13 protein-coding genes and 1 pseudogene are annotated in these 17,131 nt (G+C 42.7%); 4 read left to right on the top strand and 10 right to left on the bottom strand.

Annotated features, from left to right (window positions below; genetic code table 11):
* Nucleotides 1–43: 43 nt before the first annotated feature.
* The gene (locus ACFE90_RS00985) at nucleotides 44–5,494 is read left to right on the top strand and encodes an AAA family ATPase (RefSeq protein ID WP_375496917.1); all 5,451 of its coding nucleotides are present in this window, start codon (nucleotides 44–46) and stop codon (nucleotides 5,492–5,494) included.
* Nucleotides 5,495–5,499: 5 nt separating this feature from the next.
* Here the strand turns inward: ACFE90_RS00985 and fabD are convergent, their stop codons facing one another.
* The 4 genes from fabD to ACFE90_RS00965 form a co-directional block, all read right to left on the bottom strand.
* A complete protein-coding gene (fabD, locus tag ACFE90_RS00980; RefSeq protein WP_375496915.1) occupies nucleotides 5,500–6,381 on the bottom strand; it encodes an ACP S-malonyltransferase in 882 nt (293 codons plus the stop codon).
* Between the two features lie 164 nt (nucleotides 6,382–6,545).
* Nucleotides 6,546–7,538: a beta-ketoacyl-ACP synthase III gene (locus ACFE90_RS00975; protein WP_375496913.1), complete on the bottom strand. Its 993-nt coding sequence runs from the start codon at nucleotides 7,536–7,538 to the stop codon at nucleotides 6,546–6,548.
* A gap of 231 nt (nucleotides 7,539–7,769) precedes the next feature.
* Nucleotides 7,770–8,792 (bottom strand): phosphate acyltransferase PlsX, encoded by a 1,023-nt coding sequence (gene plsX, locus ACFE90_RS00970; RefSeq protein WP_375496911.1) that lies wholly within the window; start codon nucleotides 8,790–8,792, stop codon nucleotides 7,770–7,772.
* A gap of 236 nt (nucleotides 8,793–9,028) precedes the next feature.
* Nucleotides 9,029–10,510, bottom strand: a complete 1,482-nt coding sequence (locus ACFE90_RS00965) for a leucyl aminopeptidase (RefSeq protein WP_375496909.1) — start codon at nucleotides 10,508–10,510, stop codon at nucleotides 9,029–9,031.
* A gap of 300 nt (nucleotides 10,511–10,810) precedes the next feature.
* On the opposite strand from ACFE90_RS00965, the pseudogene ACFE90_RS00960 reads away from it, so the two are divergent.
* Nucleotides 10,811–11,054: pseudogene (locus ACFE90_RS00960) on the top strand (type II toxin-antitoxin system RelE/ParE family toxin).
* Between the two features lie 5 nt (nucleotides 11,055–11,059).
* Nucleotides 11,060–11,275 carry a hypothetical protein gene (locus ACFE90_RS00955; RefSeq protein ID WP_375496907.1) on the top strand — a complete coding sequence of 72 codons (216 nt, stop codon included), beginning with the start codon at nucleotides 11,060–11,062 and terminating at the stop codon, nucleotides 11,273–11,275.
* A gap of 184 nt (nucleotides 11,276–11,459) precedes the next feature.
* Here the strand turns inward: ACFE90_RS00955 and ACFE90_RS00950 are convergent, their stop codons facing one another.
* The 6 genes from ACFE90_RS00950 to ACFE90_RS00925 all read right to left on the bottom strand — a co-directional run bounded on the left by ACFE90_RS00950 (nucleotide 11,460) and on the right by ACFE90_RS00925 (nucleotide 15,118).
* Entirely contained in the window at nucleotides 11,460–12,626 is a 1,167-nt protein-coding gene (locus ACFE90_RS00950; RefSeq protein WP_375496905.1) for an EcsC family protein, read from the bottom strand.
* A 103-nt stretch (nucleotides 12,627–12,729) separates the two neighbouring features.
* Nucleotides 12,730–12,960 (bottom strand): type II toxin-antitoxin system PemK/MazF family toxin, encoded by a 231-nt coding sequence (locus tag ACFE90_RS00945; RefSeq protein WP_375496903.1) that lies wholly within the window; start codon nucleotides 12,958–12,960, stop codon nucleotides 12,730–12,732.
* A gap of 12 nt (nucleotides 12,961–12,972) precedes the next feature.
* Complete coding sequence (locus ACFE90_RS00940; RefSeq protein ID WP_375496901.1) at nucleotides 12,973–13,098, bottom strand: hypothetical protein; 126 nt, start codon at nucleotides 13,096–13,098, stop codon at nucleotides 12,973–12,975.
* Nucleotides 13,085–13,282 (bottom strand): hypothetical protein, encoded by a 198-nt coding sequence (locus ACFE90_RS00935; RefSeq protein ID WP_375496899.1) that lies wholly within the window; start codon nucleotides 13,280–13,282, stop codon nucleotides 13,085–13,087. Before ACFE90_RS00935 ends, ACFE90_RS00940 begins: the two co-directional genes overlap by 14 nt.
* A 103-nt stretch (nucleotides 13,283–13,385) precedes the next feature.
* Nucleotides 13,386–14,213 (bottom strand): alpha/beta fold hydrolase, encoded by an 828-nt coding sequence (locus tag ACFE90_RS00930; RefSeq protein ID WP_375496897.1) that lies wholly within the window; start codon nucleotides 14,211–14,213, stop codon nucleotides 13,386–13,388.
* Nucleotides 14,214–14,392: 179 nt separating this feature from the next.
* Nucleotides 14,393–15,118: a lysophospholipid acyltransferase family protein gene (locus tag ACFE90_RS00925; RefSeq protein ID WP_375496895.1), complete on the bottom strand. Its 726-nt coding sequence runs from the start codon at nucleotides 15,116–15,118 to the stop codon at nucleotides 14,393–14,395.
* A 368-nt stretch (nucleotides 15,119–15,486) separates the two neighbouring features.
* Here ACFE90_RS00925 and metG point away from each other — a divergent pair, with 368 nt between their 5' ends.
* Nucleotides 15,487–17,091 (top strand): methionine--tRNA ligase, encoded by a 1,605-nt coding sequence (gene metG, locus ACFE90_RS00920; protein WP_375496893.1) that lies wholly within the window; start codon nucleotides 15,487–15,489, stop codon nucleotides 17,089–17,091.
* Nucleotides 17,092–17,131: the final 40 nt, after the last annotated feature.

Genomic DNA, 17,131 nt, shown 5'->3' with positions numbered 1-17,131 from the left:
TATCTGGGAACACTAAACCTGTAAGTCTTAAAGATTTAGCAGTATGGTTAGCACTCTTGTGAGCATTCCCGGATACAAAGTTAGCGAAGAACTGTACAATGGTTCGAGAACCCTAGTTTATCGTGGGTATCGAGAAATTGACTCCTTAAGAGTAGTGATTAAACTGCTGAAAAATCCTTATCCCAGTTTCAGCGAATTGGTGCAGTTTCGCAATCAATACACTATTGCCAAAAATCTCAACTCACCTCTAATCATCCAAACCTACAGCCTAGAACCTTACCAAAATGGCTATACGTTAGTGATGGAAGACTTTGGGGGGATTTCCTTGAAGGAATGGGGAGTAGGGAGTAAGGAGTGGGGAGTCAGGGGAAGCGTAGAATCTCTGAGGGAGTTTTTACAGATAGCGATCGCACTGTGCAACACCTTAGATATACTATACCGTTCGCGCATTATTCACAAAGACATCAAACCCGCCAATATTTTAATTAATCCCGAAACCAAACAAATTAAATTAATTGACTTTAGTATTGCATCCCTACTATCACGGGAAACTCAAACACTAATAAATCCTAATGTGTTGGAGGGGACACTTGGTTATATTTCTCCTGAACAAACAGGAAGAATGAATCGGGGAATTGACTACCGTACTGACTTCTATTCATTGGGTGTGACTTTTTACGAGTTATTGACGGGAGAATTACCGTTTCAATCAAATGACTCGATGGAGTTGGTGCATTGTCATTTAGCAAAACTTCCACCAAATATGAATAAACCTCATCCCAACCCTCTCCTTAGTAAGGAGAGGGTGTCGAAGGCGGGTGAGGTTTCTTTTCCGATTCCCGAAGTTCTCTGTGACATCGTGATGAAATTGATGGCTAAAAATGCTGAAGACCGCTATCAGAGTGCATTGGGGCTAAAATTTGATTTAGAAAATTGTTTATCTCAACTCCAAGAAACTGGTGAAATTAAGAGTTTCCCAATTGCACAACGGGATGTGTGCGATCGCTTCATTATTCCTGATAAACTTTATGGACGAGAAACCGAAGTAGAAATTTTACTCCAAGCATTTGAAAGAGTCAGCCTGGGTGCAACAGAAATGATGCTGGTTGCGGGTTTTTCCGGTATTGGTAAAACCGTTGTAGTTAACGAAGTTCATAAACCGATTGTGCGTCAACGCGGTTATTTTATCAAAGGTAAATTTGACCAATTTCAGAAAAATATTCCCTTTTCGGCATTTGTACAAGCGTTTCGGAATTTGATGGGGCAATTGTTAACTCTAAGCGATGGAGAAATTCAACAATGGAAAAGCAAGATTTTAGAGGCTGTAGGTGAGAATGGACAAGTAATTATTGAAGTAATTCCCGAATTATCAAGAATTATTGGTCAACAATCACCTGCTCCAGAATTATCAGGAAGTGCGGCACAAAATAGATTTAATTTATTCTTCCAAAAGTTTACCCAAGTCTTTACTAGTAGAGAACATCCATTAGTAATGTTTTTGGATGATTTGCAATGGGCAGATTCGGCATCGCTGAAATTACTACAATTCTTGATAGAACAGACAGGATATTTATTAATCTTGGGTGCGTATCGGGATAATGAAGTATCACCCGCTGACTCGTTCATTCTAACCGTAGATGAGATCGTCAAAACTGGGGCAGTGGTCAATACGATTACGCTGCAATCGTTAAGTCTAGTTGATATAAATCAATTGGTGGCGGATACGTTGAATTGCGATCGCTCCCTGGCTCAACCGTTGACCGAACTGGTATACCAAAAAACCAAGGGTAATCCCTTTTTTGCGACTCAGTTTCTCAAGGCACTCTATGAAGAAGAACAAATTACTTTTGACAGGGAAGCACGGCATTGGCAGTGTGATATTGCCCAAATCAGAGCTTTAGCGATCACCGATGATGTCGTCGAGTTTATGGCACTGCAATTGCAGAAGTTGCCGACACAAACTCAGGATGTGTTGAAGTTAGCGGCTTGTATTGGAGCAGAGTTTGATTTAGCAACATTGGCGATCGTGTCCCAGCAGTTTCCTGAAGATACGGCTGCGGCACTGTGGAAAGCATTACAAGAAGGTTTGATTATTCCAAATACGGAAATCTATAAGTTTTTTATTCAGTCTGACAGTGCGTCGGTTTGTGATGCAGCAGCTAATCCAACTTATCGCTTTTTGCACGATCGCGTTCAGCAAGCGGCGTATTCTCTGATTCCAGAAAATCAAAAGCAAATCACCCACCTCAATATTGGACGTTTGCTGCAACAAGCAACGAGTGCGAGGAAACAGGATAAGCAGATTTTTGCGATCGCTAACCACCTCAACAAGGGGATATCTCTGATTGAGGATGAGACGGAGCAACACGAACTCGTGCAGTTAAACCTGATGGCTGGACAGAAAGCTAAGGGTGCAACGGCTTATGGAGCGGCTTTAAACTATTTCAACACGGGCATTTCTTTGTTGAAGGGCAATTGCTGGCAGAACTACTACACTCTCGCCCTCGTTCTGTATGAAGGTGCAGCTAATTCTGCTTTCCTGGGTGCTAACTTTGAACAAATGGAGCAGTTCGCCGAGGTTGTACTCACTCATGCCCACTCTTGGCTTGATCGGGTTAATGTTTATGACACGAAGATTCGGGCCTGCATGGCTCAAAACCAGCTTTTAGAAGCGTTGCAGTTGGCACGGTTCGTGCTGGAACCTCTGGGGGTGCATTTGCCAGAGCAGCCTACCCCAGCAGACATTGGGCAGGCACTCCAGCACACCCAAATCCAACTCAGTAACAGCTCGATGGAATCTTTGCTGCATTTACCCGAAATGACTGCGCCGGACAAAAAAGCCGCAATGATGATTCTGTCCACCATAATGTCGCCTGCCTATCAAGCTGCCCCAAACCTGATGCCCCTGGTCGTCTTTGCCCAGTTTGATCTATCGGTGCAGTACGGAAATGCACCAGAATCGATTCATGGCTACGGTCTGTATGGGTTAATGTTGATTGCCATATTGGGTGATATTGAAGCGGGCTATTGCTTTGGACAACTGGAGATAAACCTCCTGCAACACCTTCAGTCACCCAAGCTTGCTGGTGCAGCCCTTTTTGACTTTAACTGCTTCTTCAAACATTGGAAAGAACCTGCAAAAACCTCCCTGGCAGGACTACTGCAAGCCTATGCCGGTGGATTAGAAGTTGGTGATTTCAATCTTGCAGCACTCAGCTTGCTCGTGTATGACCATAATACTTATTTTACTGGTCACGAACTGTCTTCCCTCAAGCTAGTGCTAGAAGACCATCGCAAGGTGATGCAGCAACTACGCCAGCGTACCTATCTCTACACGCAAAGTCTTTACCATCAGGTAGTCGTGAATCTATTGGGTGCGTCAACAGAGCCAGATCAGTTGGTTGGTGAATACTGCGATGAGCGTGAAATGATTCAGCTTTACCAGAAAACGGGTGAAGTAACGGCACTGCACCAAGTTTATTTAAATAAGCTGATACTTTGCTACCTGTTCCAAGACTATGAACAAGCGTTGGAAAACGCGAATAAAGCAGCCCAGTATTTGGCTGGAATGGCAGGACTGATGAGTGTTCCGCTTTTCTACTTCTACGATGCACTAGTACAATTAGCGCTTTATCTAGATGCTAGCGAAACAGACCAATCAAGCATTCTAGAACGGGTTGCTACCAACCTGAAAAAACTCACTGGCTGGGCAGCTTATGCACCTAGTAATCAGGCTCACCGTTGCGCCTTAATTGTCGCAGAACGGTGTCGGATCTTGGGGGCTAGAGCCGAAGCAATAGAAAACTACGATCACGCGATCGCCCTTGCCAAGGAACACGAATACCTCAACGAAGAAGCTCTCGCCAACGAACTCGCCACCAAATTCTATCTCGAATGGGGCAAAGAACGCATTGCCAAAGATTATTTGATTGAAGCCTACTATGCTTATTCCCGGTGGGGAGCAAAAGCCAAAGTTACCAATCTAGAACAACGCTATCCCCAATTACTTCAAGTCATCCTGCAACAGCAACGACTCAACCTCAACCCTCAAGAAACTCTTGGCTTTGATGAGACTTTTTCATCTACCCGCACGAATACCACTGGCAGCACCAATATTTCCGACGTTTTAGATTTTACCTCTGCCCTGAAAGCGGCTCAAGCTATTTCCAGTTCTCTGGAATTAGATACACTCATTGCCGGTCTCACCCGGATTCTCTTAGAAAACTCTGGCGCCAAAAAAGCTGTACTACTGCTTCCTCAAGAAAATACTTGGCAAGTCCGAGCAATTACCTTGATTCATCATCAGAAAATACAAACCATACTTGACCCACAATTACTAGATACTTGTCAAGATATTCCCAGAAACATTATCAATTATGTCAAACATACTCAAGAAACCATTGTTATAAATAATTGCCAAACAGATATTCCTGGGGTGATTGGGGAATATATGCTAGAGTATCAACCCAAAAGTATTTTATGCACACCAATTATTAATCAAGGGCATTTGGCAGGTATTCTCTACTTAGAAAATAAACTCACAAGCGAGGTATTTACTAACGAACGTCTGCAAGTTATCAATCTACTTTCTTCCCAAGCTGCAATCTCCCTAGAGAATGCTCGACTTTATCAACAAGCTGGGCAAGCATTACAAGATTTACAACAGGCACAATTACAAATCGTCCAAAGTGAGAAAATGTCGGCACTGGGTAACTTAGTAGCAGGGGTAGCACATGAAATGAATAATCCTTTGGGATTTATTTATGCCAGCCTTCAACAAGCTAAACCCAGCTTTGTGGATATTGTTGAACACTTGAAACTCTATCAAGAAAGTCTCCCCAATCCAGGTGAGAAAATTATCGATCATGCCAAAGCAATAGACTTGGATTATAGCTTAGAAGACTTACCCAAGATGATTGATTCAATGGTGATGGCGTGCGATCGCCTTCACAACATTAGCACTAGTTTAAGAACATTCTCCCGTGCTGATAAAGATTATAAAGTGCCGTTTAATATTCACGAAGGTATTGACAGTACGATTTTAATTCTCAAACATCGTCTCAAAGCAAACGAACAACGTCCAGCAATTGAAGTGATAACTGATTATGGGAATTTGCCTCAGGTTGAATGTTTTCCTGGACAGTTAAATCAGGTATTTATGAATATTCTGGCTAATGCCATTGATGCGCTAGATGAATCAAATATAGGACGGAGTTTTAAGGAAATTAAGGACAATCCCAACCGAATTACAATTAAAACCTCTCTGGAAAATGATAGCGTGAAAATTGCTATTGCAGATAATGGCAAAGGGATGAATGAATCAGTGAAACAAAAGATTTTTGAACACTTATTTACTACAAAAGCTGTCGGCAAAGGAACAGGATTAGGACTCGCGATCGCAAAGTCTATCGTTGAAGAAACTCACAATGGTAAATTAAGTTTTAACTCTGTTCTAGGTCAGGGTACAGAATTTTTCATTGAAATGAAGTCCTAAAAAAACTAAACAGGCAAATCAGCAGCACTCTGGATATTTTCTAATATTAAGTCAGGGCTACTACGTTTAATCAAGCCAGTTAGGACTTTACCAGGGCCAATTTCCATTACTCGCTGGATGCCGTTAGCTGGTAATTGCAGAGAAATTTCTCGCCATCTTACAGAACCAGTCATTTGTTTATTCAGGCGCTGCTTTAAAGTCTCGGCATCAATAGACGCAATTGGTTCTACATTAGACAACACTGGCACGGTAGCTGGCTGAAATTCCACAGATTCTAGAATGTCTTGGAATTCCGCAGATGCTGGTGCTATTAAATGTGAGTGAAATGCTCCAGAAACTTTTAGAGGAATGGCACGCTTTGCTTTAACTTGACCCATCACTGCTTGTACAGCCTCAGTCGTGCCTGAAATTACTACCTGAGCCGAACTATTGTCATTTGCTAGCACCACATCAGGCGTTTGGGCAATGACTTTTTCCAACTGTTCGCGGTCAAAGTTCATCAAAGCTGCCATCATACCATCGACGGCATTATCCATGAGTTCGGCACGACGCTTTACTAGATATAAACCAGCCAACCACTCAAAGACACCCGCAATGTAAAGGGCAGTATATTCTCCCAAACTGTGTCCAGCAACTAAATCTGGCTGGTGTCCTCGTTCTCGGAGAAGGTCAGCAAGAATGCTTTCTATCACATAAAGACTTGGTTGAGTGTATAGCGTCTGTGATAACTTTTCTTCTTCGTTTTTACAGATTTCGGTTACAGACCAGCCCAAAATTTCCTCAGCTTGGGCAAATTTATTTTTAGCGAATGGTATATCTAATAAATCCATTCCCATTCCCAGCGCTTGGGAACCTTGTCCGGGAAACACCCATGCAGTTTTTGTCATTTGTCAGTAGTCATTGGTCATTGGTCATTGGTGAAGCCAGTGCGGTCTTCTCCCAAGGGGAGACGCCAAGGGCGATGGGGGTTTCCCCCATGAGCAACTGGTGAACCCGAAGGGTCATTAGTCATTGGTCATTGGTCATTAACAAAGGACAAAGGACAAAATATTCACCTTCCCCATTGAAAAATTGCCGCACCCCAGGTAAGACCGGCACCAAAGCCGGATGTAGCAATGATGTCATTGGGTTTAATTTTACCTTCCCGCACTGCTTCATCTAAAGCTAAGGGAATGGAAGCAGCAGAGGTATTCCCGTACTTGGCGAGATTACTTATAATTTTATGTTCTGGGACATTCAGCCGTTGGGCAACAGCATCAATAATTCGCTGATTGGCTTGATGCAATAGCAGCCAATCTATTTGATCAACACTAAGGTTGGCTTTAAATAACGCTTTATCAATGATTTCGGGCACTTTTTGCACAGCAAAGCGGTAGACTTCTTTGCCGTTCATAGTAATCGGTTGGTAACCGCCTTTAGTGATATTTACATTTGGGAGGAGTTCTTGGGAAGCGCCTGCATAAGCAAGGTTGAGGTGATGGTTTTGAGTGCCATCACTTTTAAGGGCAAATCCCAATAAGCGATCACTTTTGTCAGCCTGTAATACTACTGCCCCTGCACCATCACCAAATAATACACAAGTGCGCCGATCTTCCCAATCTACCCAGCGTGAAAGGATATCTGCCCCAATCAACAGTACGTTTTTATAAACACCTGTTCTAATGTATTGGGCTGCTGTAACCAGACCAAACACAAAACCAGAGCAGGCTGCTGTCAAGTCAAAAGCTACTGCGTTGGTGGCTCCCAATTGCGCCTGTACTTGACAAGCACTACCAAACAAATCATCAGGGGTGGAAGTCGCCAGCAGAATCAGGTCTAGGTCTTCTGGTTTAATTCCCGAAACTGCGATCGCCTGACTGCTGGCGGCAGTAGCTAGCACGCTCAAGGACTCAGATGGTAGGGCTAATCGCCGTTGACGAATTCCAGTTCTTGTAGTTATCCACTCATCTGATGTTTCAACTACTTCACTCAATGTCTGGTTGTGTAGAGAAGTTGCTGGTACTGCCGAGCCACTTCCGGTAATTGCTACGCCTAAGTTTTGCACTCCTAATCTCCCAAGCTATCAGCTTTTTGTCTCTTGTCTTTTGTCTCTTGTCATTTGTCCTTTGTCATTTGTCCTTTGTCAGTTGTCAGTTGTCCTTTACAAATGACCAATGACTAATGACTAATGACCCTTCGGGTTCACCAGTTGCTCATGGGGGAAACCCCCATCGCCCTTGGCGTCTCCCCTTGGGAGAAGACCGCACTGGCTTCACCAATGACTAATGACCAATGACTAACCGCTTTCGCGCTCTAGGATATATTGGGACTGAATTCGTTGTAGCACCTGGTTGTCAACAGCTTCTTTTGCCATGCGAATTGCATTAAAAATTGAAGGAGCTTGTGAGCTACCGTGACCGATAAAACAGACTCCCGCCACGCCTAGCAGCAAAGCACCGCCGTGTTCTGCGTGATCCATGCGCTGCTTAATCCGCTTCAGGTTTGGTTTTAAGAGTGCTGAACCGATTTGACCGTGTAATCCTTGAGGTAATTCTTCCCGCAGAATTTGCAGAATCACTTCTCCGACGGCTTCGGCAAATTTTAATAATACATTGCCCACAAAGCCATCGCAGACAATCACATCAAAGCTACCAGAAAGCACATCACGCCCTTCGGCATTGCCAATAAAATTTATTTGAGGATTTTCGCGTAGTAGTTGGTGAGCGCGGACGGTTGCATCATTGCCTTTAGAGTCTTCTTCACCGATATTCAGCAAACCTACCTTTGGTTCAGTTGTACCTAAAACATATTTACTGTAAGCCGATCCCATGACGGCAAACTGCTCTAAAAACTTCGGACGGCAATCTACATTCGCGCCGACATCAAGTACTAATACTGGCTTACCAGCAATAATCGTGGGGAAAACTGTCCCTATGGCTGGGCGGTCAATTCCTGGCAATCGTCCTAAGCGGAGCAAAGCAGATGCCATCGCTGCCCCAGAGTGACCTGCAGAAAACACGGCATCTGCTTTTTGCTGCTTGACTAAATCCATCGCCACATTGATAGAAGCCTTGCGTTTGCGTCTAACTGCATTTAAAGGCTCCTCATCCATAGCGATCGCTTCCTGTGCAGTCACGATCTCCACCTGCCCTAAATTCGTTTTTGGCGGCAAGGCAGCTTCTATTTGTTGAGGATCACCAACCAGTAATACATCTACACCCAATTCTTCCCTTGCTCGCAATGCGCCAGCAACGATTTCACCAGGTGCGTGATCCCCTCCCATTGCGTCAATTGCGATCCTTACGCGAGTCGATCCCATTGCTCACAGTTTCTAGAAACCTTACAAATTTTACCAGATGGCTTTGCCGAAAAAGCTTAACTTTCTGACCGCCAAATTATTTCTGTTACTATTGCAACAATTTTTGCTGGCAAGCTCAAGATAGCACGAATTTGGGCATTGGAAAGAGGCAGAGGGGCAGGGGGCAGGGAGAAGAGGCGAAAGAGGTAATTTTTTATTCTCCCCCTTGCCCCCTGCTCCCTGCTCCCTTGCCTCCTCTACTCCCCACTTCCTTCTACCCAATTAACTAGCGTCCGAACGCCGTAGCCAGTTGCCCCCGCACTGTCGTAGCCATTTTCTTTATCTGTCCACACAGGTCCTGCAATGTCTAAGTGCGCCCAAGGTGTTTCTTTAACGAATTGCTTAAGGAAAAGGGCGGCAGTAATGGAACCACCTGGACGTGGGCCAGTATTTTTCATGTCCGCAATGCCAGACTTTAGCCCTTCAAAATATTTTTCTTCCATTGGCATCCGCCAAATCTTTTCTCCTGAAGTTTGGGCAGCTTTCTCTAACTGGGAAGCTACAGCATCATCGGGAGTGTACAAACCAGCAATATCCTCACCCAAGGCTATGACGTTAGCGCCGGTTAGGGTGGCTAAATCCACGATCGCATCTAATCCCAATTTCTCGGCATACACCAAGGCATCTGCTAGGGTCAAACGTCCTTCAGCATCGGTGTTGTTAACTTCGATTGTTTTGCCGTTTGATGCCGTGAGAATGTCTCCAGGGTGCATAGCGCGACCGCTAATCATGTTTTCAGCCACCGCCGAAATGAAGTGAACCTCAACATCTGGCTTAATTTGAGCAATTGCTTTTGCCGCGCCTAAGGTAGCAGCTGCACCGCCCATATCCATTTTCATGGTTTCGATGCCGCTACCTGCACCTTTAATGTTGAGTCCGCCGGAATCAAAGGTTACACCTTTGCCAATAATTGCTAGTTTCCTTTTGGGTGTACCTTCTGGCTTGTAAGTCAGGTGAATGAATTTAGGTGGCAACTCGGAAGCTTGTGCTACTCCTAAAAAAGCACCCATACCCAACTTTTCACAGTCTTCTCTTTCCAGAATTTCTACTTGTAAACCGTGGTCTTTAGCGATCGCTTGAGCCGTTTCTGCCAAAGTAATTGGTGTTACTGCATTAGCTGGTGCTGCTACTAACTCCCGTGCCAAGTTTACCCCTGACACTATTTGATTGGCGCGGGTGATGGCTGCTTCTTGTCCACTGAATCCTAGTAAATCTACGGTTTCTATTTGAGAACCTTTATCTTCTGGTTCTGATTTAAAGCGAATATCTTGGTAAAGCGCCAATTCTATACCTTCTGCGATCGCTTGGGCGCTTGCGGCGGGATCGTTATTCCACAATGGGAAATTAAATCCCAAAATTTTGCTTTTTTGCTTTTTTGCCACTCTGGCTACAGCAGCAGCAGCGCGTCGCAAGGTGTCGAGTTTTAGTTCATCTGGTTTACCTAAACCTACCAGAATCAATTTACGCACTGGGCTACCAGGATTCACACGAGTGAAGATGGTACTGTTGGCTTTACCTTTGAATTCTTCTTCAGCAATTAGTTCTTTTAAGATCCCGGAAAACTTTTGATCTAAAGTTGCCAATTCTCCAGTTAACTCTACTGCATCTTCAAATAATCCAATTGCCAAACTATCGCCTGCCCACTCTAGCAAAGGCTTATCACTAGGTTGAATTGTCATTTTGCTGTTTTGCTGTAAATATTCCTTCTTGTACCAGTATTGCTCAAATTTCTTGTTTCAGGCTGAGGGGAGCGGGGGTGAAGGAGATGAAGGAGATAGAGGAAATGAGGGAGTTGGGGCCAGTAGCTATAATTTAGTACTGAGAGTGTCAATCCATATACTCTTGAAAAGGTATGACATCTTAACCATAATAAATTAGTGGAATGGCAAGTTGAGTTTCATTATGATTTCGAGTCTGAGTTCGATGCTCTACCTCAAGAAGTAAAAAATGAGTTGCTTGCTACGGCTTAGGTATTAGAAATGTTTGGACCACAAGTAAAACGTCCTCATGTTGATACGCTCAAAGGGTCGAAGTACGGAAACATGAAAGAGTTACGATTCTCAGCTTTTGGTGGCGTTTGCTTTTGACCCATTGAGGCAAGCTATTTTACTGGTAGCAGGTGACAAATCCGGCGTTAGCCAAAAACTTTTTTATAAACACTTAATTCAAAAGGCTGATGCACGATACAAGAGCCATCTTAAAAAACTAAAAGAGGAAGGGTAAGAAGAATGGGCAAAAGCCTAAGAGAAAAAATTAAAGAACAGCCAATAGAAAACCAAATAAAAATTGAAAGCCGCGCTCAGGAATTAATAGCTCAGGAATTAACTAGACAAAAAATTAGACTAGAGAAACAGCAACTTAAAGTTCGAGTTAGAAAGGGAAAAGGTTTGAAAAAAAGAGAGGTAGTTATATTTGGAAAAATTAATAATAGAACATTAATTTAGTAAAACACTACAAAAGCTTGCCAAGCTGTTGGAGTTTGGCAGGCTTTAAACTTATTAAAAATGTTTAGCCTAATTCAACCTTTTGAATCAACTTTAAAGGGTTAGTTCTGTCTTTGATACTCGTGAACTTTGCTCATAACTCCACTTTTTTACCTTCTCTGCCTAACGTCCCATGCCCTATGCTCTATCCCCCAATTTTATTTGTATCAATATCAAATTTGCTGGCGATCGCCTCTATTATTTCTTGCTCGCGTGGTGTAGTCTTATTATCAAGCTGGGCAATTTTGTTACACTGAGCCAGCAATGGCATGGCAAAATCACGGTTTAGCTGATTGAGCAGTATATCTAAAGACTTAGGTGATTTGATATTTTGGGCAATAGCATCTAACGAGGTAGGACTGAGTTTTACAGCTTGTAATTCTGGCAAAATTTCTTCCAAAGTCTTGTCTGGATGACTAGCGAGGATCATGTGAACTAAAATTTGATCCATGACGGCTTCTTGAGCGATCGCAGTTTCTAAATACTTTTCACTCTCTGCTTTTAATGTTGCCAGAGTCTGTGGCGATGAGAGCGAAGTTGATTCATCTAGCTTGGCTTCGTAAAATCGACAAGCTGCATAACCCAATGAATAAATCATCGTCGCATTTGAACTAGCTCCTATTACCGCACCCGCCAAGGGTATATTTCGCAGCAAGCCTAATCCCGCAGCTTTCAATAGACGGCCTCCACCCAAACCCAGACCAAAAATTGCCAAAATTTCACCTTTACGCGCAGGATCTTTTAAATCTAGCCCGTAGACAGATGCAATCTGATAAAGCATTTCTGATTGTATTTTGGTTGTGGCTGTTAAATCAATTGCCAACAATGCAACTGCTATTCCTGGTAAAACACTTGTTGCTAATCCAACTGTGCCTGCTTGAGTTGCTTTTTCCACCATGATTCGGTGAGCAATCTGGCTAGCTGATTCATTTGGATACTGTTGCTTGAGCTTCTTTACCGCCGCTTCTGCTTTTTCCAAATCAACAGCGTCAGTAGTACCAATTAGCCAATTTAAATTTAATACTCCAGATAGCTTTCTAATTAGCCAATTTTCGTTTAGGCGATTCACAACTTGACCGCTAGTTTGAGTTGTTTGCTCAATAAACTTGTGTGTTTCTTTCGCTGTCGCTTCTCCCACCTCTACTGCTGTGTCTAAAACGGCTTTGCCAGTCTCAGCAACAGTTTTAATAAAAAACTCTACTATAGACGGTTCATTTTCTACTGATGATTGAGCCTGAATTTTTACTTTTGAAGTTTCTTTGGGTGAATTAACTGATTTATTCACCTGTATCTCTTGGGGTTTGTCTGTCATTGCTTGACACCATCTTGTAAAGCCTCTCTCTTTTGGTTGTAACGAAATATGAGCGGCTCTACATCCCTCTATAAACGTAAATATCAGTTTCAGATTAACTATTTTATTGTCTAAACAACTGTCTTAATCCATTAACAATAGGAACATATTGCTTAGGGGTGAGTGTTCCCAAATACGCCAAAATTCGATTTATATCTAATCCCCGCATTTGATCTAGTAAGACAATGGAAGACAGAGACAAACCACCAGCACCAGCTAACAAACGCGGATATAAGCTGGGATTATTGAACGCCCAAGAATCACTCTGGGTAGTTAAAGGTGCAATCATTAGCATTGGATAGCGGACTTACCCCCAAGGTATACCGACCACTACAGCAGGTCGAGTTCCTTGCTGTTCACCTCCTCTAGGAATACTAGTAGGCAAACTTACTATAATTACCTCGCCACATTCAAGCAAATCAGGTTGGAGCATTCTTGCCACCAAGAACTTTTAGCCCAACTCCAGGGATATATTCTAGTGGCTTGCCTTTTGGCTGTCCTTGGGAACCCCAATCATAAGAGTCTTCTGGAAGGAAATTTCCTTCGCTTTGATTAATTTCATCATTTAATAATTGCCACAGTTGTTTTTCTTCTAAAGGAAGGTTGGCTAATGGCATCTAGAAGTGATTCAAAAGGAATTTGCAGTTTGACAGTTGTTTTGGTCATAGTAGGTTTTGAGTTTGTTTAATTAATTTCTATTTGATGCGATCGCGCCTCACCCTACCCTCTCACTTCTAGCCCCCTACCTATATCAGCATTACTTTCTAAAAAGTCATTATCCTTAAGAATTTCATAGAGATTAATATCTTCCTCTAACAAGCAAGCATGTCCGCAATTTGGTAACACCACAATTTTGGTATTTGGTAAGATATTCCCTATCCGCTTTACTTCAGTTACGGAAGGTAAAAGGCGATCGCTAGCACCGGCAATCAACAAAACTGGTTGAGTTAAGCGACTTAACTGCTCGTCATCAATATGAAACTCTCGCAGTAAAGACAACCGCCAATGAACGGTTTCTAGCGGCACAGAACGCATAGTTTTTAGCAGCTCATGGCGATCGCTCCGAGAAATGCGCGGCAAAGATGCTAGAAACGGCAACAATCCCAGTGCGCCAACATCATACAACTCTGATGGCACTAGGTAAGTAAGTTGAGATGCCCAATTCAACCAAGGGCGAAGATGAAAGGACGAAGCTGGGTTAATTAAGATAATTCGCCTAAATAAATGGGGTGCTTGGATCGCTACTTTCATTGCCAAGCAACCACCAAAGGACTCACCACACAAGTAAACTGGCCTCTGAGAGCTTTTTTCTAATTCGGCGTCGATCAAGTCCAATACACTCTTAGCTAGCACATCCCAAGTGTTAAGGTCTTTGCGTGGGATCGCTAAACAACGGACATCAAAGCCACTTTCTAATCCAGCCGTTTGCGATCGCAATAGTTGACCAGTTCCATCCATTCCTGGCAAATATACCAACAGGGGATACTCGGGTTTTACTCGTTTAGGAGTTAGAAAACAAGGATTTAGCTCAACTTCTTGGATAGTCATTGGTCATTGGTCATTAGTCATTGGTCATTAGTCAATGGTATAAAACTTTTGGATTGCTGATTGTTGCTGTTACGAGCTTCGGTAGTTTTGAGCAAAAATAAAAAAGATTTGGGAACAAGCTACTGAAAGTTGTGAAGACAATCCAAAATTCAAAATCCAAAATCTAAAATCGAATGGCTCTAATAGCAACCTTGACGCAGTAAGGTACTAATTTCACCATGACAGTGTTCTGTCAGTTCAGCCACAACAGTTCTGGCTTGCTTGCCGTGATATTTTTGATGATGTTGGGGCGTAATCCAATAAGGGCGACCGATTAACACTGCAACCCGACGATAAAGTACTAGTGGATGCCAACCACTTTGGTTAAATAAAGGTTCTGAAGGGTCAAATAGACTCAAAAGCCTTAAGGGGAAGCCAGAAGTGTTTACCTCTTCTAAGGAGGCGATCGTGATCGGCAAAATTGCTAGATCCTGCACATCAGCCCGTAATGCCAAATGGGCAAATCCCCGTTGAAACTCACCCACCATGTTTGGCACAGTAAATTTCACCATTGGTTCAGTTCCTTCTGGAAATACTCCCACCATCTGCTTGGACTGCAATAGCACCTGCGACTGCGAAAAAAAGCTTTGCTGACGGTTTTGAGTTTCTTCCAAAGGAAAACACCCCAATTGTCCGGTGACAATCTCCCGCATTACTGGCACTTGTCCCATGTAGTGATGGCAAGCAAAGCGAATCGGACTTGATAACGCCGCCATTAAAATTAGTGCATCCATAAAGCTGCGGTGATTGCTGACTACCAAAACGCTGGCATCCTGGGGAATGCGATCCTCGTAATAACGAAACATTTGGGTTGAAAGCGCCGCCACCAAAGCGCGAGAAATCTCTAGGGGGCTATTTCGACTCATATTTAATCAACATATTTTTCCGGTAAATATGGCAGTTTATCTTAAATTAATTTTTACATTTCTTTACGACTGCCATGACCGTCTTAAGATAGAAATATCTAATCCACAAAACCAGATAGATTTTCCGGATTCTGGATTATGTATTTTTGATCACAAGAATTTCTAATATAAAGTATTCAAAAAAATTATGATAATGATTCACTGTTGTAGGCAAAAATGAGTTGAATTGATGCATATTACAAAAGAATTTTTGATCTGAAAAGTTTGCTATATTAAGGTATTATTGGAAAAAATAGAAATAGTATTGTATAATTGCTTGGTTTTTCCGACAAAAGCAAAACGTTTTATAAGCTAATTTTTTATTTTGCATGAATCTAGTGAAAAAAACAGAAAAGACATTTGCACTAACAACACCACTATATTATGTAAACGATGTGCCCCATATAGGCAGTGCTTATACGACGATCGCAGCAGATGTAGTGGCGCGATTTCACAGGCTGTTAGGGCATCAGGTATTACTCATTACAGGTACAGATGAACATGGGCAAAAAATTCAGCGATCGGCAGAAAGTTTAGGCAAAGCACCACAAGAGTTTTGCGATGAAATTGTCCCTAGCTTCGTTAATTTGTGGCAATTACTCGACATTCAATATGATCGCTTTAGTCGGACTACTGCACTTCGTCATGAAGCGATCGTCAAAGAATTCTTTGATCGAGTCTGGAAATCTGGTGATATTTACCAGGGACAACAAAAAGGCTGGTACTGCGTATCTTGCGAAGAATTCAAAGAAGAACGGGATTTGCTAGAAGGACACCGTTGCGCGATTCATACTAACAAAGAAGTGGAGTGGCGAGACGAGCAAAACTATTTTTTTCGCTTATCCAAATATCAAACCAAACTGACAGAATTTTATCAATCTAGACCGGATTTTATTCAACCAGAAAGTCGGCGCAACGAAGTTCTCAGCTTTGTAAATCAAGGTCTGCAAGACTTTTCCATTTCGCGGGTAAATCTAGATTGGGGCTTTCCTGTACCAGTTGATCCCAAGCACACCCTTTATGTCTGGTTTGATGCGCTATTAGGTTATGTAACGGCATTACTAGAACCAGATGCAGAACCGACTTTAGCAAATGCCTTAGAAACATGGTGGCCGATTAACTTGCACCTAATTGGTAAAGATATTTTGCGCTTCCATGCAGTTTACTGGCCAGCAATGCTGTTGTCGGCTGGCTTACCCTTGCCAGGGCAAGTATTTGGGCATGGTTTTTTGACCAAAGATGGTCAAAAGATGGGCAAAAGTCTGGGTAATACCCTTGATCCTATAGCGTTAGTTCAGCGCTATGGTAGTGATGCCGTTCGTTATTACTTCCTTAAGGAAATCCAATTTGGCAAGGATGGAGATTTTAATGAAGTAAGGTTCATTAATGCTCTGAATGCAGATTTGGCAGATGATTTAGGTAATTTGCTCAATCGCACCTTGAGTATGGTGAAGAAATACTGCGCCCAGAATAATGTCCCATCAATCGGCAATGAAGCAATTTCTGACGAAAATCCATTGAAAGCAATTGGTTTACGTCTAGGGGAACAGGTAAAACAAGCATACCAAGAGCTAGCTTTCAGTCAAGCCTGCGAGGTCATCCTTTTGCTGGTGCAAGCCAGTAATAAGTTTATTGATGAACAAGCTCCTTGGTCATTATATAAACAGGGACAGCAGGAGTCCGTGGAAAAAGTTCTCTACGCAGCCCTAGAATCAGCTAGACTAGCAGCTTATCTGCTTTCCCCAATTATTCCGAACATCAGTAGCGATATTTATCAGCAACTGGGCTTTGGAATAAACTTTAACGATCAAATACAAAGTTCAATTACCGCTCCTTTTGCCACCCATGCAATATGGGGGATACTATCTAGTAAACAACAGTTGGGTACAGCCCAACCCATTTTTAAAAAAATAGAACCCCCGAAAAAGGATTAATCCTTATCAAAGTCTGATTTTGTTCAATTTCTTATTTTCT

It is taken from the genome of uncultured Nostoc sp., from assembly GCF_964245445.1.
In the GTDB taxonomy this organism is placed as follows: Bacteria; Cyanobacteriota; Cyanobacteriia; order Cyanobacteriales; family Nostocaceae; genus Nostoc.
This window is presented reverse-complemented; position numbering and strand designations above follow the sequence as displayed.